Annotated in this window: 22 protein-coding genes; 15 read left to right on the plus strand and 7 right to left on the minus strand. The window is 57.3% G+C overall.

Annotated elements, in window-relative coordinates; all coding sequences use genetic code 11:
- Positions 1-95: 95 nt before the first annotated feature.
- Positions 96-395, plus strand: a complete 300-nt coding sequence (locus AC2FLE_RS08430) for a hypothetical protein (protein ID WP_271948426.1) — start codon at positions 96-98, stop codon at positions 393-395.
- Here AC2FLE_RS08430 and AC2FLE_RS08435 read toward each other — a convergent pair.
- Positions 392-1,147, minus strand: a complete 756-nt coding sequence (locus tag AC2FLE_RS08435) for a sulfite exporter TauE/SafE family protein (protein ID WP_496696434.1) — start codon at positions 1,145-1,147, stop codon at positions 392-394. The two genes, AC2FLE_RS08430 and AC2FLE_RS08435, sit on opposite strands and share 4 nt — an antisense overlap.
- 161 nt (positions 1,148-1,308) lie before the next feature.
- Between AC2FLE_RS08435 and mdh the strand changes: the two genes are divergently transcribed.
- The 13 genes from mdh (at position 1,309) to lpdA (ending at position 14,473) form a co-directional block, all read left to right on the plus strand.
- Positions 1,309-2,271, plus strand: coding sequence for a malate dehydrogenase (mdh, locus tag AC2FLE_RS08440; protein ID WP_142635480.1), 963 nt, complete (start codon positions 1,309-1,311; stop codon positions 2,269-2,271).
- Between the two features lie 69 nt (positions 2,272-2,340).
- Positions 2,341-3,189, plus strand: coding sequence for a putative nucleotide-diphospho-sugar transferase (locus tag AC2FLE_RS08445; protein WP_496696436.1), 849 nt, complete (start codon positions 2,341-2,343; stop codon positions 3,187-3,189).
- 216 nt (positions 3,190-3,405) lie between these two features.
- Positions 3,406-4,599 (plus strand): ADP-forming succinate--CoA ligase subunit beta, encoded by a 1,194-nt coding sequence (gene sucC, locus AC2FLE_RS08450; RefSeq protein ID WP_496696438.1) that lies wholly within the window; start codon positions 3,406-3,408, stop codon positions 4,597-4,599.
- A 214-nt stretch (positions 4,600-4,813) separates the two neighbouring features.
- Positions 4,814-5,062: a hypothetical protein gene (locus AC2FLE_RS08455; protein ID WP_496696440.1), complete on the plus strand. Its 249-nt coding sequence runs from the start codon at positions 4,814-4,816 to the stop codon at positions 5,060-5,062.
- Between the two features lie 72 nt (positions 5,063-5,134).
- A complete protein-coding gene (sucD, locus tag AC2FLE_RS08460; RefSeq protein ID WP_109312903.1) occupies positions 5,135-6,016 on the plus strand; it encodes a succinate--CoA ligase subunit alpha in 882 nt (293 codons plus the stop codon).
- Positions 6,017-6,220: 204 nt separating this feature from the next.
- Positions 6,221-6,469, plus strand: a complete 249-nt coding sequence (locus AC2FLE_RS08465) for a hypothetical protein (RefSeq protein ID WP_496696442.1) — start codon at positions 6,221-6,223, stop codon at positions 6,467-6,469.
- Positions 6,470-6,496: 27 nt separating this feature from the next.
- Positions 6,497-7,039 (plus strand): DUF805 domain-containing protein, encoded by a 543-nt coding sequence (locus AC2FLE_RS08470; protein WP_496696592.1) that lies wholly within the window; start codon positions 6,497-6,499, stop codon positions 7,037-7,039.
- Between the two features lie 57 nt (positions 7,040-7,096).
- Positions 7,097-7,795, plus strand: coding sequence for a sulfotransferase family 2 domain-containing protein (locus tag AC2FLE_RS08475; protein WP_282021642.1), 699 nt, complete (start codon positions 7,097-7,099; stop codon positions 7,793-7,795).
- Between the two features lie 37 nt (positions 7,796-7,832).
- Positions 7,833-10,790, plus strand: a complete 2,958-nt coding sequence (locus AC2FLE_RS08480; protein WP_496696444.1) for a 2-oxoglutarate dehydrogenase E1 component — start codon at positions 7,833-7,835, stop codon at positions 10,788-10,790.
- Positions 10,791-10,792: 2 nt separating this feature from the next.
- Positions 10,793-12,295 carry a 2-oxoglutarate dehydrogenase complex dihydrolipoyllysine-residue succinyltransferase gene (gene odhB / locus AC2FLE_RS08485; RefSeq protein WP_496696446.1) on the plus strand — a complete coding sequence of 501 codons (1,503 nt, stop codon included), beginning with the start codon at positions 10,793-10,795 and terminating at the stop codon, positions 12,293-12,295.
- A gap of 2 nt (positions 12,296-12,297) precedes the next feature.
- Complete coding sequence (locus AC2FLE_RS08490; protein ID WP_142635953.1) at positions 12,298-12,567, plus strand: hypothetical protein; 270 nt, start codon at positions 12,298-12,300, stop codon at positions 12,565-12,567.
- A gap of 43 nt (positions 12,568-12,610) precedes the next feature.
- The gene (locus AC2FLE_RS08495) at positions 12,611-13,000 is read left to right on the plus strand and encodes an MAPEG family protein (protein ID WP_496691803.1); all 390 of its coding nucleotides are present in this window, start codon (positions 12,611-12,613) and stop codon (positions 12,998-13,000) included.
- Between the two features lie 84 nt (positions 13,001-13,084).
- Positions 13,085-14,473 (plus strand): dihydrolipoyl dehydrogenase, encoded by a 1,389-nt coding sequence (gene lpdA / locus AC2FLE_RS08500; protein ID WP_496696448.1) that lies wholly within the window; start codon positions 13,085-13,087, stop codon positions 14,471-14,473.
- A 17-nt stretch (positions 14,474-14,490) separates the two neighbouring features.
- Here the strand turns inward: lpdA and AC2FLE_RS08505 are convergent, their stop codons facing one another.
- A complete protein-coding gene (locus tag AC2FLE_RS08505) occupies positions 14,491-15,069 on the minus strand; it encodes a TetR/AcrR family transcriptional regulator (protein ID WP_142635458.1) in 579 nt (192 codons plus the stop codon).
- A gap of 98 nt (positions 15,070-15,167) precedes the next feature.
- Between AC2FLE_RS08505 and AC2FLE_RS08510 the strand changes: the two genes are divergently transcribed.
- Positions 15,168-15,761, plus strand: coding sequence for an NAD(P)H-dependent oxidoreductase (locus AC2FLE_RS08510; protein ID WP_142635456.1), 594 nt, complete (start codon positions 15,168-15,170; stop codon positions 15,759-15,761).
- A gap of 102 nt (positions 15,762-15,863) precedes the next feature.
- On the opposite strand, the gene AC2FLE_RS08515 is transcribed toward AC2FLE_RS08510, so the two are convergent.
- The 5 genes from AC2FLE_RS08515 to AC2FLE_RS08535 form a co-directional block, all read right to left on the minus strand.
- The gene (locus tag AC2FLE_RS08515) at positions 15,864-16,916 is read right to left on the minus strand and encodes a sterol desaturase family protein (protein ID WP_271948450.1); all 1,053 of its coding nucleotides are present in this window, start codon (positions 16,914-16,916) and stop codon (positions 15,864-15,866) included.
- Positions 16,917-17,007: 91 nt separating this feature from the next.
- On the minus strand, positions 17,008-17,613 hold the full coding sequence (locus tag AC2FLE_RS08520) for a pyridoxamine 5'-phosphate oxidase family protein (protein WP_496696451.1): 606 nt from the start codon (positions 17,611-17,613) through the stop codon (positions 17,008-17,010).
- On the minus strand, positions 17,600-18,340 hold the full coding sequence (locus AC2FLE_RS08525) for a lysophospholipid acyltransferase family protein (RefSeq protein ID WP_496693568.1): 741 nt from the start codon (positions 18,338-18,340) through the stop codon (positions 17,600-17,602). The genes AC2FLE_RS08520 and AC2FLE_RS08525 overlap by 14 nt, the downstream gene beginning before the upstream one ends.
- On the minus strand, positions 18,340-19,242 hold the full coding sequence (locus tag AC2FLE_RS08530; protein ID WP_496696453.1) for a cell division protein FtsX: 903 nt from the start codon (positions 19,240-19,242) through the stop codon (positions 18,340-18,342). Before AC2FLE_RS08530 ends, AC2FLE_RS08525 begins: the two co-directional genes overlap by 1 nt.
- On the minus strand, positions 19,239-19,916 hold the full coding sequence (locus AC2FLE_RS08535) for a cell division ATP-binding protein FtsE (protein WP_496696455.1): 678 nt from the start codon (positions 19,914-19,916) through the stop codon (positions 19,239-19,241). The genes AC2FLE_RS08530 and AC2FLE_RS08535 overlap by 4 nt, the downstream gene beginning before the upstream one ends.
- Between the last annotated feature and the right edge of the window lie 90 nt (positions 19,917-20,006).

Genomic DNA, 20,006 nt, shown 5'->3' on the forward strand with positions numbered 1-20,006 from the left:
ACCGCAGCATTAACGACGCAACGTGCGTTCCTTTAACCGTATTTCGGTCTGCACCGGTCACCGTCTTGGCAGATCGCAATCAAAAGGGTTCACCGATGAGCAAGACGCTGTTCAATATGACAATGGGGCTGGGTATCATGGTTCTGGCCGCCCAGCAGGTGCAGGCTCAAAGCTGCGCCCCCCGCGACGAGGTCATAACTCGACTGGCCGAGACTTATGGCGAAACGCGTAAGAGCATTGGCATCGCCCGACAAGGTGCGGTGATGGAAGTCTTTGCCTCTGATCAAAGCGGAAGCTGGACTATTACGGTGACATTACCGGATGGAATGACCTGCCTTGTGGCTTCGGGCCAGTCCTACGAAGATATGGCCGAAGCACTGCCGCCCAATGTCTAGCTCAGGGCCTCCCAGATCAGTTTTGTTCCGGTCAGCATCAGCAAAACGTAGGCAATACCGAAGAACAGGCGTTCGGATATCATGAAATGCGCGCGCACACCCAGCCATGCACCAAGCACGGCAAATGGAGCCAGCAACAAGTCGGCCAGCGCAGTGTGCCATGTGAACAGACCCAGATAGGCATACGGAATGAATTTAGCGACATTGATGACCCAGAAGACCAGCACAGTGCTCGCCTGAAACTCGGTTTTCGACAGACGCTGCGATATCAGATAGACGGCGGCGGGCGGGCCGCCCGCATGACTGACAAAGCTGGTGAATCCGGCGACCAACCCCGCAAGAATTCCCGCAAATGGCGGCAGGCGATTGGCAAAGCCGCGGATCCAGCCCTTTCTCTGGGCCACATGCCAGATCACGAACCCCACTGAAATTCCTCCGATCAGCAGGCGCAGAAGGTCGTCATTCGTGGCGCGATACAGCCAGGCGCCCACTGCCACACCGGGCACTGCCCCCACGATCAGCAGGCGTGAATCCGGCCAGTTCCAGCGTTTCCAATAGGGGCCCAGCGTAGCGATGTCGATTACCATCAGAATTGGCAACATCAATGCAAGCGCCTGTCCCGGTGTCAGGATCAGTGCCAGAATCGATGATGCGGCAAACGCCACCCCCGAGCCGAACCCACCCTTCGAGATGCCGGCGAAGATCACAGCAGGGATCGCCACGGCAAAAAACATCAGGTCCATCTCGAACATGCGGTGTCCCGTAAATATGCATGAGTCACAGGCGGTTTAGCGCAATCGGTAGGAGACGTGCAAACGGTATGCGGTGGCATGCCGCGCCGCAGAAGGCTTGCGCAGCGCCGGTTTTAGGACTAGCAAAACCGCGATTTCAATACCGACCGGAGATTTTCCAAATGGCCAGACCCAAGATCGCGCTGATCGGCGCAGGTCAGATCGGCGGCACGCTCGCCCACCTCGCAGCAATGAAGGAACTCGGTGACGTCGTGCTGTTCGACATCGCCGAGGGCACTCCGGAAGGCAAGGCGCTGGATATCGCAGAATCCGGCCCTTCCGAAGGGTTCGACGCCAAGCTAAAAGGCACCCAGTCCTATGAGGACATCGCAGGCGCCGACGTTTGCATCGTCACCGCAGGTGTCCCACGCAAGCCAGGCATGAGCCGTGATGACCTGCTGGGCATCAACCTGAAAGTCATGAAGTCGGTCGGTGAAGGCATCGCCGCCAACGCGCCCGATGCTTTTGTCATCTGCATCACCAACCCGCTGGACGCGATGGTCTGGGCTCTACGTGAATTCTCGGGCATGCCGCACAACAAGGTCTGCGGCATGGCGGGCGTTCTGGACTCGGGCCGTTTTGCCCACTTCTTGTCGGAAGAATTCAACGTGTCCATGCGCGACGTCACTGCCTTTGTTCTAGGTGGCCACGGCGACACCATGGTTCCTTCGGTTCGTTATTCTACCGTTGCGGGCATCCCGCTTCCCGATCTGGTCGAGATGGGCTGGACCACACAAGAGAAACTGGACGCAATCGTGCAGCGTACCCGAGACGGCGGGGCTGAAATCGTTGGCCTGTTGAAAACAGGTTCGGCTTTCTATGCGCCTGCCACATCGGCAATCGAAATGGCCGAAGCCTATCTGAAAGACCAGAAACGCGTCCTGCCCTGCGCCGCTTATTGCGACGGAGAGCTGGGTGTCGAAGGCATGTATGTCGGCGTACCCACCGTGATCGGCGCAGGCGGTATCGAGCGTATCGTCAACATCAAGCTCAACGAAGAAGAGCAGGCCGGTTTCGACAACTCGGTCAACGCCGTGAAGGGTTTGATCGAAGCATGTAAAGGCATCGACAGCTCTCTGGCCTGATCCGCCTAATACCGTTAAACAGTGCCCGGCTCACCTTTGGTGGGCCGGGTCATTTTTTGGAAGATTGCCATGTCGCCCCAGGGATTTGTGATTGCCGCAAGCGGTAAGGATTACATCGAAACAGCGGTGGCAGCGGCTCGGTCGTTAAAGGTCGCCATGCCGGATGTAGCGGTCGACCTGTTCACCGACCTCGAAAACATCCCGGGAACAGAAGTGTTTGACCAAATCCACATGCTGGACAAAAGCTGGTTCCGACCCAAGTTCGAAAGCCTTGTGCGGTCCCGGTTCGAAAAGACGGTCTATTTGGATGCCGATGTGCGCTGTCTGGCAGATATGTCGGATATCTTCACCGTCTTGGAGCAGTTTGATATCGCGATGGTCCATGACCCTTTGCGCAACTCGGCCCATGCGCAACGTGTTTGGAAAACTCCGCTGCCCAACGCATTCCCCCATCTCAATGGCGGGCTGGTTGGAATTCGCACTTCGGACGCAGTGCTGGATTTCCTGCGAGATGTGCAAGAGACTATCATCTCGGAAAACCTGACCTCAGATCAGGCGCTGATCCGCGAAAAGCTGTTTGCCAGCGCGTTGCGACTGGCAGTTCTGCCGCCCGAGTACAACTTCCTCGATTATCGTCAGGCCGAGATGTTTGGTTTTCTGCACAGCGCCCCGCGCCTGCTGCATCACTACAAATTTCACAGCCGTCATGACAAGCGGCTGGACAGCGCTAGAACTGTCGCCGGTTTGGTAGGGCCCGATCTCGAACGTCATATCAACAGCCTTATCGAAGCCGACGCACAGCTCACGCCCGGCGCGTCGAAAAAAGTCCGACCACTGGTTGACAAAGGCTTGTTGGGCAAACTGCGCAAACTGGTGATGTCTGTGAAAAAGGGTATCGTCCGCCTCAGACGCGGATAGGTTAGCGCTAGCTTGAAAACGTCATATTCTATTGGGTGAATTTCCCGACGAATCAACGCTCAATACCGACTCAAGTTTTGTGATCACACCCTGAAATGCTGTGATCACAAATAATGAAAATCTTCGTGAAAAACCTACTCAACATCAAAAAAGCCTTTAAACTTGCCCCTTAGACACGCCTATATCGGTCAATCGTAGTCAGACGGGACAGTTTCGATGAACATTCACGAATATCAGGCCAAAGCGCTTCTTCGCAGCTATGGCGCCCCGGTTTCCGACGGTCGCGCGGTCCTGCGCGCCGAGGAAGCTAAAACCGCAGCCGGTGAGTTGGACGGACCTCTTTGGGTCGTCAAAGCGCAGATCCACGCGGGCGGCCGCGGCAAGGGGTCTTTCAAGGAATCCGATGCCGGGGAAAAAGGCGGCGTCCGTCTGACCAAATCGGTTGAAGAGGCCGCCGAGGAAGCCAAGAAGATGCTGGGGCGCACGTTGGTCACCCATCAAACCGGCCCCGCAGGCAAACAGGTCAACCGCATCTATATCGAAGCAGGGTCCGGCATCGAAACGGAATTGTACCTGGCCCTGTTGGTAGACCGCCAGACCAGCCGCATCTCATTCGTCTGCTCGACCGAAGGCGGCATGGATATCGAAGAGGTGGCCGCAGCCACGCCTGAGAAAATCTTGTCCTTCTCGGTTGACCCAGCCACCGGTTATCAGGCCTATCACGGCCGCCGCATCGCATTCTCACTGGGTCTGCAGGGCGCACAGGTCAAACAATGCGTCAAACTGATGAGCCAGCTCTATGCCGCCTTCGTCGAGAAGGACATGGAAATGCTGGAGATCAACCCGCTGATCGTCTCCGACAGCGGCGACCTCAAGGTGCTGGACGCCAAGGTCAGTTTTGACGGCAACGCGATGTATCGCCACCCGGATATTTCAGAACTGCGCGACACGACCGAGGAAGACCCCAAGGAACTGGAAGCCAGCAAATACGACCTGAACTACATCGCGCTGGATGGTGAGATCGGCTGCATGGTCAACGGCGCCGGTTTGGCGATGGCGACGATGGACATCATCAAGCTCTACGGGGCTGAGCCTGCCAACTTCCTCGACGTGGGCGGCGGTGCGACCAAAGAGAAAGTGACCGAAGCGTTCAAGATCATCACCTCGGACCCGCAGGTCAAAGGCATTCTGGTCAACATCTTCGGCGGCATCATGCGCTGTGACGTGATTGCTGAGGGCGTTGTGGCCGCGGTGAAAGAGGTCGGCCTGCAAGTTCCGCTGGTCGTGCGTCTGGAAGGCACGAATGTCGAGAAGGGCAAAGAGATCATTAACACCTCTGGCCTAGACGTAATCGCAGCGGACAACCTGAAAGACGGTGCCGAGAAGATCGTGAAGGCGGTTAAGGGGTAAATTCGTGGGTCTTTTCAGTAAGCCACTGTTGTTTGCAGGCGCACTGCTTAGCTTGGCCGCCTGTCAAACAACAACTGAGAGCACGTCGCCGTCGAACCCGCCAGAAATCAAGCGGTCATCAAACGCGGGTCCAGGCGCCAATCCGGTCTCGGCCGGACAAGCTACGGCGTATTTCCGCGCGCTGTGTGGTCAGGCAGAATTGGGACGCAGTGCTTTGGAAGACGCAGCGGCGGCAAATGGATTTGTCCAGAACTCGAAAACAACGACATACTTTCATCAGAAACAAGATCTTTCGGTCAAACTGACCGATACTGCCTGCTCAATTGTGTTTGTGTCCAACGAAAATCTATCAACGGTCAATGGGACTTTTAACGCTTTGCAAAGCGACTTGGGTCCGATCAGCATCCGGGACGTGGGTGTACTCGGCGGCGAACACTACTTCAGCGCACGGATCAAAGTTTGAATGGGCGTGAGCCTACAACCAATACCTTAAGGGTCACCTGACCCATCAATGGTAAAAATAGGAGAACGCCAAATGGCAGTCCTCATCGACGAAAATACCAAAGTGATCTGTCAGGGCTTTACCGGCTCGCAGGGCACATTCCACTCTGAACAGGCCATCGCCTATGGCACCAAGATGGTCGGCGGTGTGACCCCCGGCAAAGGCGGGATGACCCACCTTGACCTGCCCGTGTTCAACTCGGTCCACGAGGCCAAGCATGTGACAGAGGCCAATGCCAGCGTGATCTATGTGCCGCCGCCCTTCGCGGCTGACTCGATCCTCGAAGCGATTGATGCCGAGATGGAAGTGATCGTCTGCATCACCGAAGGCATCCCGGTTCTGGACATGATGAAGGTGAAGCGCGCGCTGGAAGGCTCAAGCTCGCGCCTGATCGGGCCGAACTGCCCCGGTGTGATCACGCCCGACGCCTGCAAGATCGGCATCATGCCCGGCCACATTCACAAACGCGGGAGCGTGGGTGTCGTTTCCCGCTCGGGTACGCTTACTTATGAAGCTGTGAAACAGACAACAGACGTAGGCCTGGGCCAGTCCACCTGTGTGGGCATCGGCGGCGACCCGATCAAAGGGACCGAGCATATCGACGTGCTGGAATGGTTCCTGGCCGATGACGAAACCCATTCGATCATCATGATCGGTGAGATTGGTGGTTCTGCCGAGGAAGAAGCCGCGCAGTTCCTGGCGGATGAGGCCAAGAAAGGCCGCTCGAAACCCACCGCTGGCTTTATCGCAGGCCGCACGGCCCCTCCGGGCCGCCGCATGGGTCACGCGGGCGCGATTGTCGCCGGTGGCAAAGGCGGAGCCGAGGACAAGATCGAAGCCATGCGCTCGGCCGGTATCGTCGTGGCCGAAAGCCCGGCGCAGCTGGGTGAGGCTGTGCTGGAAGCGATTGGGTGAGCTGTGACTCCCTGTTGCCCATATGAGCTGAGGGCGGCGCCCAACCGCGGGTGGGTGCGAAGCACCTGCCCGTCAATTCTTTGGTTTACCTTCGGCAAAACGGGGTGGACGAACGCTGCCCGGCGATGCCGCTGGGCAGGACTCGTTGTAGCGGTCGCCTGCTTAGGTAACCTAGCCAGCGCCGAAGCATCTAGTGAAGCACCGATGGATCAATTCATCGTTCGCGCCATTCCTGGCGTCACAGGTGGCTCGACAAAAACATTGGGCGATGACCGCATCTCATTTACTTATTTGAGCATTCGTGTCGACGATGAAGAGTTGCAAGCAGCTGCCGATTTTTGGTGCTCGCAATTTGAAGGATCCGCTAGACTTGTTTCCGATACTCAGGTCGGCAGCTCACTTCTGCTATTTGAACGCCGCCAGTCAGTTTTCGACTGCGCGGTCCAAAATTAGGGGCAAGGCATGAGTCAACCAACAACCATGACCTTCTCCGACGCCATCCGCACCTGTTTCTCCAAGTACTTCACGTTCTCGGGTCGTGCCTCGCGGCCTGAATACTGGTTCTTTTTCCTGTTCATCCTGATCTGGAGCATCATCGCCGGGATCATCGACGCGCAGTTCTTCACGCAAGTCGCTGTGACTGAAACCGAGACGTCCAGATCCGTGTCCGTCACGTCTTCGCAGCCTGTGCAGGGCATTGTTGGTCTAATCGTGTTCTTCCCGCATCTGGCCGTCGCCTGGCGGCGGATGCATGATACCGGGCGCAGCGGGCTGTATGCGTTACTGCCGATCCTGCTGTTCTTTGGCGCCGGGGCCGTGATGGTCTTTGGTATCGGCCTCGCTTCGCATTTCCAGCATGGCGGCAATCTGGACATCCTGTTCACCCGCGCCACGCTGCTGATCGTCATTCCGACATTTATCGTTCTGTTTGTGTCGCCCCTCCTGGTCCTATGGTGGCTGACCCGCCCCAGCCAGCCAGGCACCAACCAATACGGTCCCAATCCTTCAGAGGTCCCTCAATGAACCTGCTGAGCGTAAACTCTCTACAAGCGGCCCCTGTAGCCAGAGGGGCCATCTGACATGGTTTTGGTTTGCCATGAGCATAAGTTTGTCTACCTCAAGACGACAAAGACAGCGGGAACCTCTACCGAGATAGCGCTTCAGCCCTTGTGCGAAGAACCCGGACTTCCACGGCTTGAAAATGGGCAAATCCGCGTATCGAAATACGGTATTGTCGGTGCTCGTGGGAAAACTGCAAGTTTGGTCCGGCCAAAATGGCAGTTCTGGCGCAAATACGCATGGCGCAACCATATGCCTGCGAAACAGGTTCGAGCCAATCTTGGGGCAAAGACCTTTGATTCCTATACAAAGATCGCCAACGTACGAAATCCATTCGATCGTGCTGTATCCGACTACCACTTTCGGAAACATCAGCAAGGATTGCCCTCGGAAGACCCGCAGACCGAAATTGCTCAGTTCAAAGAGTTCATCCGGTCAAAGGCCTGGGGCAATAACTGGGACATAGTCTCGATCAACAACAAGCTGATCGTGGACAAGTTCGTCCGCAAGGAAAACCTGCAGTCAGATCTGAAAGAGATTTATCGATCCTTTGGGTTGCCGGAAGACAGCTTTGAATTGCCGCACGAGAAGTCGATGGCCGAACGACGAAAAGGCATTCCGGTGCCCGATTATTTCGACGCAGATACGATAGATATCGTTCGACGAAGAATGACCTGGATATTCGAGGCCGGAAACTACCCCGAAGATCCGCAAGACTAAACCATACCAAACCCGAAATCGCATTTGAGGTCCTACAATGACCGAACATACGCCCAACTCTGCCTTCCACGCCTCAAGCTTTATGCAGGGGCATAATGCCGAATATCTGGAGCAGCTCTACGCCCAGTATACCAAGAACCCCGGCGCGGTGGATGCCGCCTGGGCCGAGTTCTTCAAGGCCATGGGCGACGCCTCGCCTGATGTCCAGCGCGAGGCCGAGGGGCCTTCGTGGGCGCGGTCCGACTGGCCGCCGATGCCGACGGATGATCTGACCGGTGCGTTGACTGGCGAATGGGCCGAGATCGACGCCAAGGCGGCGGGTAAGAAGATCAAGGAAAAAGCCGCCGACAAAGGCGTTGCCGTCAGCGAAGACCAGATTAAGCGCGCAGTTCTGGACAGTCTGCGGGCGCTGATGCTGATCCGGGCCTATCGTATTCGGGGTCATCTGGCCGCCGATCTGGACCCGTTGGGCATGCGGGCTGCCAGCACGCATCCGGAATTGGACCCCAAAACTTATGGGTTTACCGATGCCGATATGGATCGCCCGATCTTTATCGACAACGTGCTGGGCCTGCAGATGGCCAGCATGCGCCAGATCGTCGAGATCGTGAAACGCACCTATTGCGGCACCTTCGCGCTGCAATACATGCATATTTCGAACCCGGAAGAGGCTGCCTGGCTGAAGGAACGGATCGAAGGCTATGGCAAGGAAATCGCGTTCACCAAAGAGGGCCGCAAGGCCATCCTGAACAAGATGGTCGAGGCCGAAGGGTTCGAAAAGTTCCTGCACGTGAAATACATGGGCACCAAGCGCTTTGGTCTGGACGGCGGCGAAGCACTGATCCCCGCGATGGAACAGATCATCAAACGCGGCGGGGCCCTAGGCCTGAGCGATATTGTCATCGGCATGCCACACCGCGGACGTCTGAACATTCTAGCGAATGTAATGGCCAAGCCATACCGCGCCATCTTTAACGAATTCCAGGGGGGCAGCTTCAAGCCTGAGGACGTGGATGGCTCGGGCGATGTAAAATACCACCTGGGCGCCTCAAGCGACCGCGAATTTGACGGCAACAGCGTACACCTGTCATTGACTGCTAACCCAAGCCACCTTGAGGCGGTGAACCCTGTTGTTCTGGGCAAGGTCCGCGCCAAGCAGGATCAGTTGAACGACACCGACCGGACCAGAGTCATGGCCATTCTACTGCATGGCGATGCGGCCTTTGCCGGTCAGGGTGTCGTTGCCGAAGGATTCGGCCTGTCAGGCCTGCGCGGTCACAGGACCGGCGGCACCATGCATATCGTGGTGAACAACCAGATCGGCTTTACCACTGCACCGCATTTCTCGCGCTCCAGCCCTTATCCCACGGATATCGCACTGATGGTTGAAGCCCCGATCTTCCACGTGAATGGCGACGACCCCGAGGCGGTGGTACACGCAGCCAAGGTTGCGACCGAGTTTCGCCAGAAGTTCCACAAGGACGTGGTTCTGGATATATTCTGCTATCGCCGGTTCGGGCATAACGAGGGCGACGAGCCCATGTTCACCAATCCGATCATGTACAAGAAGATCAAGACCCATAAGACCACGCTGTCACTATACACGGAACGGCTGGTCAAGGACGGGTTGATCCCCGAAGGCGAGATCGAAGATATGAAAGCCGCCTTCCAGGCCCATCTAAATGATGAGTTCGAAGCCGGCAAAGACTATAAGCCCAACAAGGCCGACTGGCTGGACGGGCGTTGGGCGCATCTGGATAAGAACAAAGACGAATATGTTCGCGGCGATACTGCGATTGCACCAGAAACCCTGGCCGAGGTTGGTGCATCGCTAACCCGGGCCCCCGAAGGATTTGCGCTCCATAAAACTGTCGGCCGCCTGCTGGATCACAAAAAGCAAATGTTCGAAAGCGGCAAAGGCTTTGACTGGGCCACGGGTGAGGCACTGGCCTTTGGATCATTGCTGACCGAAGGCTATCCAGTTCGCCTGTCGGGACAGGACGCGACGCGCGGTACGTTCAGCCAGCGCCATTCCGGCTTTATCAATCAGGAAACTGAGGAGCGGTACTATCCACTGAACAACATCCGGGCTGGTCAATCACAATATGAGGTGATCGACTCGATGCTGTCGGAATACGCGGTTCTGGGCTTTGAATACGGCTTTTCCCTGGCTGAACCCAACGCTCTGACCCTGTGGGAGGCGCAGTTCGGCGATTTCGCCAACGGTGCGCAGATCATGTTCGATCAGTTCATCAGCTCGGGCGAAAGCAAATGGCTGCGCATGTCCGGTCTGGTGACCCTGCTGCCGCACGGGTTCGAAGGGCAAGGGCCTGAACACTCTTCCTCGCGTCTGGAACGCTTTCTGCAGATGTGTGGTCAGGACAACTGGATCGTGGCCAACTGCACGACGCCTGCGAACTACTTCCACATCCTGCGCCGTCAGTTGCACAGAACCTTCCGCAAGCCTCTGATCCTGGTGACACCGAAATCGCTGCTGCGCCACAAGCTGGCGATCAGCACGGCCGAGGATTTCACCACCGGCTCCAGCTTCCACCGGGTGCTGTGGGACGACGCGCAAAAGGGTAACTCGGACACAACCCTGGTCAAGGATGACAAAATCAAGCGGGTCGTGATGTGTTCCGGCAAGGTCTATTTCGACCTGCTGGAAGAGCGTGACGCGCGCGGCATCGACGATGTCTATCTGATGCGGATCGAACAGTACTATCCGTTCCCCGCGCATTCGCTGATCAATGAACTGGAACGGTTCAAGGGAGCCGAAATCATCTGGTGTCAGGAAGAGCCCAAGAACCAGGGTGCATGGTCTTTTATCGAACCCAATATCGAATGGGTCCTGACCCGGATCGGCGCCAAACATACCCGCCCGGTCTATGTCGGCCGCGCCACCTCGGCCTCACCTGCGACAGGTCTGGCCAGCCAACATAAAGCCCAACAAGAAGCGCTGGTGAACGAAGCGCTGAGCATTGAAGGAAAGTAATGATGTCCATTGAAGTTCGTGTTCCCACGCTGGGCGAATCCGTTACCGAAGCCACCGTCGCCACCTGGTTCAAGAAACCCGGTGATGCAGTCGCGGTCGATGAAATGCTGTGCGAGCTTGAAACCGACAAGGTCACGGTCGAGGTCCCCTCGCCCGCCGCTGGCGTGATGGGTGAGGTTGTCGCCGCCGAAGGCGAAACCGTTGGTGTTGATGCCCTGCTGGCGACAATCGTCGCCGGAGAAGGTGCCGCCCCGGCCCCAGCCGCCGCACCTGCGCCTGCCGCAGCACCGGCAGCCTCGGGCGGCAGCGTTGATGTGATGGTGCCCACGCTGGGCGAATCCGTGACCGAAGCGACGGTCTCGACCTGGTTCAAACAGGTCGGTGACAGCGTCGCACAGGACGAGATGCTGTGTGAGCTGGAAACCGACAAGGTCTCGGTCGAGGTTCCCGCTCCTGCGGCGGGTGTTCTGGCAGAAATCGTTGCCCCTGAAGGCGCAACCGTAGATGCCGCAGCCAAGCTGGCGGTGATCTCGGGTTCAGCAGCAGGGGCAGTAGCCGCTCCGGCAGCGGTTGCACCTGCAAGCGGAAGTGATTCCGTTGGCGGCAAAGATGTGGCCAATGCACCCTCGGCCGAAAAAGCCATGGCCCAGGCTGGCCTGTCCGCCGATCAGGTCACGGGAACTGGACGCGACGGACGTATCATGAAGGAAGATGTGGCCAAGGCAGTCGCGGCCCCAGCGCCCGCTGTCGCGGCACCCGCACCTGCGACCCAGGCACCACGCGCACCCGTTGCTGCACAGGATGCCAGCCGCGAGGAACGTGTGCGCATGACACGCCTGCGCCAGACCATCGCCAAACGCCTGAAAGACAGCCAGAACACCGCCGCCATGCTGACCACCTATAACGAGGTGGACATGACCGAGGTGATGGCCCTGCGCAACCAGTACAAAGACCAGTTCGAGAAGAAGCACGGCGTCCGTCTGGGCTTTATGTCCTTCTTCACCAAGGCCTGCTGTCATGCACTGAAAGAAGTGCCCGAAGTGAATGCCGAGATTGATGGCACCGACATTGTCTATAAGAACTTTGTGCATATGGGTGTCGCCGCAGGCACGCCGACCGGTCTTGTTGTTCCGGTCATCCGTGATGCAGATTCGATGTCATTTGCCGCGATCGAAAAGGCAATCGCCGAAAAGGGCAGGCGCGCCCGTGACGGCAAGCTGAGCATGGAAGAGATGCAGGGCGGCACCTTCACCATTTCGAACGGCGGCGTCTATGGCTCGCTGATGTCCTCGCCGATTCTGAACCCGCCGCAGTCGGGTATTCTTGGTATGCACAAGATTCAGGACCGTCCGATGGCCATCAACGGTGAGGTCAAGATCCGCCCGATGATGTATCTGGCTCTGTCCTATGACCACCGGATCGTGGACGGCAAAGGTGCTGTGACCTTCCTAGTGCGCGTGAAAGAGGCACTGGAAGACCCACGCCGCCTGCTGATGGATCTATGACCATGGCAACTCATGTACTCTGGCAGGCTGACGTTGCTGATTTTGATGTCTGGCTGAAAGTGTTTCGCGAAGACAAGCCAATGCGGGAGGCCGCGGGTATCCGCGACCTCCACATCTGGAAAGACCCCGATCAGCGTGATCATGCGGTTGCAATGTTTGAGGTGGTTGATCTTGAAAAGGCCCTGAGTTTCTTTGATTCTGAGGAATTGGCCATGCATCACGAACGCGGCGGGATCGCGCATATTCAGGTGAAGCTTCTGACGCCAGTTTAAACCGATTTATCGCATCCGTTCCTAGTGCGAGGAAACAAGCTGAATGACCACGGAATTGACCGTCTTGTCGCTGGCAGCCCTTCTTTGGGTCGCTCAATTTGTCGCCTATTTGATCTCTGGCCACGGCAAGGTCGATGTGCTGCACGCGTTGGGACCTCGTGATACCCCGTTTGACAAACCTGCTGCAATGGGACGTCTACACCGGGCACTTAGCAACCATTCCGAAGGGTTGGTTTTGTTCGCTATCGCATCTTTGGTCATTACGACCTCGGGGCAATCCAGCGCTTTTACTGCCGCCTGTAGCTGGGTCTACCTGATCGCACGCGCTTCCTATGTTCCGGCCTATGCATTTGGCTGGACACCATGGCGTACGGTGATCTGGATGATCGGGCTGTTGGCGACCACTGCAATGCTGTTGGCAGCTGTGTTTTGATTCGAGCTGCCGCATAGATTATTCAATGGGGGTGCATTGCGCAGACAAGCGTATCCGACCCCACCAAATACAAGGACCGGACAAATGGCAAACTATGACGTCATCGTAATCGGAGCAGGCCCCGGCGGCTATGTCTGCGCCATCCGCTGCGCGCAGCTGGGGTTGAAAACCGCCGTGGTCGAAGGGCGTGAGACGCTGGGCGGCACCTGCCTGAACGTGGGCTGCATCCCGTCTAAGGCGTTGCTGCATGCCAGCCATCAGCTGCACGAGGCCGAGCATAACTTTGCCAAGATGGGCCTCAAGGGCAAAAGCCCTTCAGTCGATTGGAAGCAGATGCAGGCCTATAAGGACGAAGTCATTGACGGCAACACCAAGGGCATCGAGTTTCTGTTCAAGAAGAACAAGATCGATTGGCTGAAAGGCTGGGGCTCGATCCCTGCTGCCGGTCAGGTCAAGGTCGGTGATGAGGTTCACGAGGCCAAGAACATCATCATCGCGTCCGGGTCCGAGCCTTCCGCGCTGCCTGGTGTTGAGGTGGATGAAAAGGTCGTCGTGACCTCAACCGGCGCGCTGGCGCTGGGCAAGATTCCGAAGAAGATGGTTGTCATCGGCGCAGGCGTGATCGGGCTGGAACTGGGCTCGGTCTACAGCCGTCTGGGTTCCGAAGTCACGGTGATCGAATTCCTCAAGGAAATCACCCCGGGGATGGACCCTGAGGTTCAGAAAACCTTCCAGCGCATCCTCAAGAAACAGGGCCTGAGTTTTGTCATGGGTGCTGCGGTGCAAAAGACCGAAGCCACCAAGACCAAGGCCAAGGTGACTTATAAGCTGCTGAAGGATGACAGCGAGCATGTGATTGACGCCGATACCGTCCTTGTCGCTACTGGGCGCAAACCGTTCTCGGATGGTTTGGGGCTGGACGCTTTGGGTGTTGAAATGACACCCCGCGGTCAGATCAAGGTAGGCGCCGATTGGCAGACTAACGTGCCGGGCGTCTATGCCATCGGCGACGTGACTGAAGGCCCGATGCTAGCGCATAAGGCCGAAGACGAGGGCATGGCCGCCGCCGAACAGGTTGCGGGCAAGCATGGGCATGTGAACTATGGCGTCATTCCGGGCGTGATCTACACCTGGCCCGAGGTCGCCAATGTCGGCGAGACCGAGGCGACGCTCAAGGAACAGGGCCGTGCCTATAAGGTCGGAAAGTTCATGTTCATGGGCAATGGCCGCGCCAAGGCGAACTTTGCCTCGGATGGTTTCGTCAAGATTCTGGCAGACAAGGAAACCGACCGCATTCTGGGCGCGCATATCATTGGCCCGGCTGCGGGTGATTTGATTCACGAGGTCTGCGTGGCGATGGAATTCGGCGCCTCGGCCGAAGATCTGGCGCTGACCTGTCACGCGCATCCGACATATTCCGAAGCGGTGCGTGAGGCGGCCCTGGCCTGCGGCGACGGGCCAATTCACAGCTAACAAAAGGACCCCGGTGACTAGGTCGCCGGGGTCAACCATGCATCCAGATAGACCCTCAACCGGTCAGTAAAACCGGTCGAGGCGTGCAAGGCGCAGAACTTCAGGGACATGGCCTGAATGGCAAAGGCCTGAACACCTTCGGCCAACAGCTCGGTCGGAATGTCCTGTCGGACATCCGCAGCGTCAAGCCACATCATCACCACACGAAAGTAGCGCTCAAAGCAATATGCGATCGGTCCGATATCGGCGATAGCCGTCGCCCCCGAATATCTTATCAACAAGTCAAAGACATACCGTTCGGATGTCATGAAGCTGTGAACCGGCTGCAGGGCGGTCATGATATCATTCACCGATTTGGGCGCGGTCCCAGCCTCGGCCTGATCGAGGCAGGCATTCAGCCGATCTGCGATCAGTAGCTCCATCAAGGCATCCTTGTCGCGAAAATGCGCGAAGAACGTCCCTTTGGCGACGCCCGCGCTCTGGACGACCTCTTCTACCCTCAGCGCCTCGTATCCGCTGTTTTCAATGAGCGCCTCGGCAGCCGCCAATAGCCGGGCCCGAGTTTTGAGAGTTCGTTTCTGGGGTGGTTTCTGCATATGGTTAGCTCGCATGTTTTTTGACCATGGTCAAATTTTTATTGACCGCGGTCACTTTTCGATTCTATAAGTGACCATGGTCATTTTTAGGAGAGCCCATGCAACCGAAGAAAATACTCGTCCTCGACGGACATCCCGCCGATAGCAGCCTGTCGCGGACCTTTGCCGAAACTTATGCCGACGCCGCCCGAGGCAAGGGACATGACGTGCGTCTGGTCCATCTAAGCGAGATGCAATTCGACTTTGATTTTGGTCAGGGCAATTATCACGATTTCAAACCGCTAGAACCGGTTCTTGAGCAGGTATTGCAAGATTTCGAATGGAGCGAGCATCTGGTCTTGACCACGCCAATGTGGTGGGGCGGATTGCCCGCAAAGCTCAAAGGTCTGATCGACCGGATGTTCATCCCCGGACGCACCTTTGACACGCGAAACACCACTAAGATTGGATTGCCCGCCCCAATGCTGAGCGGACGCACCGCGCGCGTCATTCTGACATCAGATACGCCGGGTTGGTTCATGCGCCTGATCTATCGCCAGGCCCTGATCCGCCAGGTACGCGATCAGATATTGGGATTTGTTGGCTTCAAGCCGACCCGGTTCACCTATTTTGCCGGGGCAAGTTATCCCAAACCGGGTCACGTGGACCGCTGGGTCAGCAAGATCGCCAAGATCGGAGCCGCCGCGGCTTGAGGGCGTTTGCGTCACTATGCCCAGCCGAAACCACCGCCAAGGTGTTGCCGGGCACAGGCGATCAGCGGATCACGTCAGGCCGGCAACCACCGCAGATGCTCGCTATTTGACCGAATGGCGACTGGCGGCATCTGCATCGGGCGCTTGGTAAGACGATGGCCGCCGTTTCTTGTTCAGAATACGCCACGCATCTCTGAACGGCAGGAAATAGAGCTTCATGCAGGTGTCCATCTCGTGACCTTTGTCCTTCTCGGTCACACCGAATTTCACGTCTCTGTTATCCTCGGGCATGATGTAGGTGCCGAACAACACATCCCAGAACGGAAACATGAAGGCGAAGTTTTTGTCCAGATGGTCCGGGTGGCAACTGTGATGCACGTGGTGATGCGCAGGCGAGGGAAATACTTTCGACCACACACCCGGCCAACGCAACCAGATATGGGAATGTCGCAGATTATAACCTCCGACATTGAACAAGAACATCAGCACCGGCACGCCCAGCAATGCCGGCATGTTCGGCTGGTATCCTAACAGTCGAAACGCAAACCCGGTTACTGCGCCGGCACCAAACCCAATCGCAACATTGTAGAGGATATTGTCTATCGGATGTTCGCGAAAATTCGACAACGGGTGCATCACCTCGGCGCTGTGATGAACTTTGTGAAATTGCCACAACAGCGGGACCTTGTGCTGCAGGTAATGGGCTGCGTAGCCGATGAAATCCATAATCAGGAATAGAATGAGCATGTAGGTGAAGGTAGCCAAAGCCCCCAACCAGCCAACCAAGGGCTCTGCCCGGGGTGAGTTATTGGGGTCAAGCCCACCGCTTGCCCATTGATAGGACAAGGCGGCTGATCCGGCGAGCAGACCCAATATCAGAAAATGCCCGATCAGTTTGTGGAAAAAGAAATAGCGGATATCGAGCCATGCCGAAGGGTGGTCCCAGACCTTGCGGGGAAACAGAAACCCGAGAAAGCTACTCTCTCCGTCTACATGTGACGCGTTTCTGCGCTTCACGGCATAGATGGCGAAGGCAATCAGCAGAGAACTGCCGACATAGACATAGAAAATCCGGTTCGTGGGATCCAAAGGAGACGTAAACACATAGCGGGCGTGGTTCAGGAAAGAATCCCAAACTGAACTAAGCTGCTCCATTGACGGCTCCTGTAACCTGTATTTGCCTCACGGTTCTCTACTTACCTACCCGTGTGACGATTCTTTGACCAAACCTTGATAAGTAAACAGGCTACCACATCGTTTTTGCGGCGCGTTGCCCCCAGGCCTCATCATATTGCGTGCCACCTTCCTCGCCGTCTGACGCTTCGGCCAGGATTTCACCCATTGTCGGCAATATGGCGGCTTCGTCCCCGCTGCTCCAAGTCCGCGCACGCATCAGCGCACGGGCACACTGAGTGTAGACCTCTGTAATGTCGATGACGATCACGGTGGCCGGAAGCCTGCCTTGTTTTTCGAACCGGGTTCGAAGGTCTTGGTCCGCTGTCAGTCGGGCCGACCCGTTGACGCGCACAACATTGTTCGACCCTGGGACCATGAACATCAAGGACACACGCGGATCGCGCACGATATTGCGCAAGCTGTCCAGCCGGTTGTTTCCGCGCCAGTCGGGCATCGCCAATGTCTTTGGATCCAGTTCCAGAACCACCGGACCATCATCGCCACGTGGGCTGCCATCGACCCCTTCGGGCCCAACCGTACTGAGTACGCATAGCCGCGAAGCCATGACCCATTGCCGGTACAGAGGCGTCAACTGGTGCGCTACTTTACGCAATGATGGGGCGCCCGGTGCGCCGTAATGTCCCTCGAGCGTTTCGATATCGTCAATGAACTGCATCAGGATCAAACCCCACTTCTGTCATCAAAGCGTTCGAGCGCGTCTCGATCACATCTTCCAATCGGTCCAGAAAGCGCGCACGTTCGACGCCGGGTTCTATCGGATCAAGGAAGTCGACAATCGCAAGGCCGGGTTTGCGCATCACGCCGCTTCGGGGCCAGAACACTCCGGCATTTGTTGCAACAGGTACGCAAGGGATTCCCAAGCCTTCGTACAGGACGGCAGTTCCAACCTTATACGGTTTGTGAACGCCTGGCGCGACACGGGTGCCCTGCGGATAGATCACCAACTGGCCAGGTTCTGTAAATTCCTTTGCCACATCCTGGACCATCTTGGCCACAGCAGCGCCCTTCTTGCCGCGATTGACCGGGATGCACCCCAGGCGGCTGGCGTAAAGCCCAATAACTGGCGTCCACAGTAATTCGCGCTTCATAATGAACTTGCCATGAGGAATCGCGCTAAAGATCATGATGATATCGAGGAAAGACTGGTGTTTGGCCCCGATGACCACCTCGTCCACTGGCACAGTCCCGCGAATTTCGCATCGAATACCAACCATCCAACGCGCCAGCCACATGGTTGTGCGCGCATAGGTCTTGCATGCATGCAGCGCTCCGCGCTTTGCAAACATGGCGTAAGGAGCAAACACGAGGCCAAGGACCAGCATCCACATGTAGATCACGATCATGAAGACCAGTGAGCGGATCCATTGAATTGGAGTGGCCATTACGAAAGCTCCTTCAATTTGCGGTTTGCCGCAGTCCATGTGGCTAGAAAGGCCACCGCAGCACCCAGTACCGGGATGAGGGCTGGCAACAGCCACCCTGCCCCCTGAAAGCCCAGGCCCGTCAGAAAGCCGCCCTCGTCCGACGATGCCTCGGGCAGCAACAACACACCTGTCATTCCGAACAGCACACCAACCATCGCGCCAAAAAATGCGCGGTAGGTGAAGCGGCGAACAAACGCATTGGCAATAAATCGATCCCGGGCCCCGACAAGACGCAGCACTTCGATAATCTGCGCGTTGGCTGCCAGCGACGCATTGGCCGCCAATGTGATCATGGCGGCGGTCGCTCCGCCAATCAGAAGGATTGAGACCCAGCCAAGCCTCCGGAGCGAGCGGGCCGCATCAACCAAAGGTTCGCGCCAGCGCGAGTGGTCGTCCAGAACGGCTCCGGGCACCTCGGCTCCAAGACGCAGGCGCAATCCTGCTGCATCCAGACCTGGCTCACCTTCGACAATTTCGATCAACTGCGGCACGGGCAGCGTGTCCAGTGGCAAATCCGGGCCAAACCAGGGCGACAACAGCGCAATCTGCTCCTTGATGGTCAACGCCCGGGCAGAGGCGACACCGGGTGTTTGCGACAACACCGTCAGCGCGGTTTCAGTCTGGGCGGCCATCTGGTCGGCCGGGGCATTGATCCGCACCGTGGCAGCGCCGGCAAGTTCGCTTGCCCAGCGGTCTGCCACTCGCCCCGACGCCAATGACAGAGCCAGCGCGAACACCGCAAGAAAGCCCATCGCACCGGACACGAACAGTGTGAGATGTGCAGTATAGCCAGTGGGCGGAACAACTCGGTCGGCACGACCATCACGTTTCAACAGGTTGCGGAAAGTTTCCACGTTCATAGATCCGCCCCCGCCAGTTGAATTTGGCGCTGCGAGATGCGCAAAACACGCGCCTGCACCTGGCTTTTCGCCGCACGGATCAGGCTAAGATCATGGGTCGCAATCAAGACTGTCTTACCCATCTTGTTCAACTCGACCAGCAGGCGCAAAAGGCGCTGAGACATTTCCCAATCCACATTGCCCGTCGGCTCATCGGCCAGCACGACATCGGGCGACAGCATCACCGCACGGGCCAGCGCCGCACGCTGGCGTTCACCGCCTGACAGCTCTGGTGGCAGCGCGTCAAGACGCGCACCCAGCCCGACCCAGTTTAACAGATCTGACAGATCTGTTTGCTCGGCAATTTCCGCCTTACCGGATACCATCAACGGCAAAGCGACATTCTCGGCCAAAGTCATGTGATCCAGAAACCGGCAATCCTGATGCACCACACCTATCCGGCGGCGCATCAGGGCCATCTGATCGCGGTCAAGGCGGGCGATATCCTGATCGAACACGCTCAGCCTTCCCGATGTGGGCAGCAATGCGCCATAGCAGAGCTTTAACAGGGTTGTTTTGCCAGCACCGGACGGCCCGGTCAGGAAATGAAACGACCCCGGTTGAAGCTTAAGCGATACGTCGCTCAGCAATTCACCTCCACCATAGGTGTAGCTGACATGGTCCAGCTCGATCACGGGGGCCCCCAATTTTTGTGCCGCTCTTCTTGCCCCAGCGCGGTTCAGGTTTCAATGCCCGTACCGGGTCCAAATGGTGACACTTGGCCC

The organism is Ruegeria sp. CDSA077, assembly GCF_059612265.1.

What these genes read in the sequence shown, in the direction of transcription:
- AC2FLE_RS08430 (WP_271948426.1), top strand. Translation starts at nt 96, where the DNA reads ATGAGCAAGACGCTGTTCAATATGACAATGGGGCTGGGTATCATGGTT.
- AC2FLE_RS08435 (WP_496696434.1), bottom strand. Translation starts at nt 1,147, where the DNA reads ATGTTCGAGATGGACCTGATGTTTTTTGCCGTGGCGATCCCTGCTGTG.
- mdh (WP_142635480.1), top strand. Translation starts at nt 1,309, where the DNA reads ATGGCCAGACCCAAGATCGCGCTGATCGGCGCAGGTCAGATCGGCGGC.
- AC2FLE_RS08445 (WP_496696436.1), top strand. Translation starts at nt 2,341, where the DNA reads ATGTCGCCCCAGGGATTTGTGATTGCCGCAAGCGGTAAGGATTACATC.
- sucC (WP_496696438.1), top strand. Translation starts at nt 3,406, where the DNA reads ATGAACATTCACGAATATCAGGCCAAAGCGCTTCTTCGCAGCTATGGC.
- sucD (WP_109312903.1), top strand. Translation starts at nt 5,135, where the DNA reads ATGGCAGTCCTCATCGACGAAAATACCAAAGTGATCTGTCAGGGCTTT.
- AC2FLE_RS08465 (WP_496696442.1), top strand. Translation starts at nt 6,221, where the DNA reads ATGGATCAATTCATCGTTCGCGCCATTCCTGGCGTCACAGGTGGCTCG.
- AC2FLE_RS08470 (WP_496696592.1), top strand. Translation starts at nt 6,497, where the DNA reads ATGACCTTCTCCGACGCCATCCGCACCTGTTTCTCCAAGTACTTCACG.
- AC2FLE_RS08475 (WP_282021642.1), top strand. Translation starts at nt 7,097, where the DNA reads ATGGTTTTGGTTTGCCATGAGCATAAGTTTGTCTACCTCAAGACGACA.
- AC2FLE_RS08480 (WP_496696444.1), top strand. Translation starts at nt 7,833, where the DNA reads ATGACCGAACATACGCCCAACTCTGCCTTCCACGCCTCAAGCTTTATG.
- odhB (WP_496696446.1), top strand. Translation starts at nt 10,793, where the DNA reads ATGTCCATTGAAGTTCGTGTTCCCACGCTGGGCGAATCCGTTACCGAA.
- AC2FLE_RS08490 (WP_142635953.1), top strand. Translation starts at nt 12,298, where the DNA reads ATGGCAACTCATGTACTCTGGCAGGCTGACGTTGCTGATTTTGATGTC.
- AC2FLE_RS08495 (WP_496691803.1), top strand. Translation starts at nt 12,611, where the DNA reads ATGACCACGGAATTGACCGTCTTGTCGCTGGCAGCCCTTCTTTGGGTC.
- lpdA (WP_496696448.1), top strand. Translation starts at nt 13,085, where the DNA reads ATGGCAAACTATGACGTCATCGTAATCGGAGCAGGCCCCGGCGGCTAT.
- AC2FLE_RS08505 (WP_142635458.1), bottom strand. Translation starts at nt 15,069, where the DNA reads ATGCAGAAACCACCCCAGAAACGAACTCTCAAAACTCGGGCCCGGCTA.
- AC2FLE_RS08510 (WP_142635456.1), top strand. Translation starts at nt 15,168, where the DNA reads ATGCAACCGAAGAAAATACTCGTCCTCGACGGACATCCCGCCGATAGC.
- AC2FLE_RS08515 (WP_271948450.1), bottom strand. Translation starts at nt 16,916, where the DNA reads ATGGAGCAGCTTAGTTCAGTTTGGGATTCTTTCCTGAACCACGCCCGC.
- AC2FLE_RS08520 (WP_496696451.1), bottom strand. Translation starts at nt 17,613, where the DNA reads ATGCAGTTCATTGACGATATCGAAACGCTCGAGGGACATTACGGCGCA.
- AC2FLE_RS08525 (WP_496693568.1), bottom strand. Translation starts at nt 18,340, where the DNA reads ATGGCCACTCCAATTCAATGGATCCGCTCACTGGTCTTCATGATCGTG.
- AC2FLE_RS08530 (WP_496696453.1), bottom strand. Translation starts at nt 19,242, where the DNA reads ATGAACGTGGAAACTTTCCGCAACCTGTTGAAACGTGATGGTCGTGCC.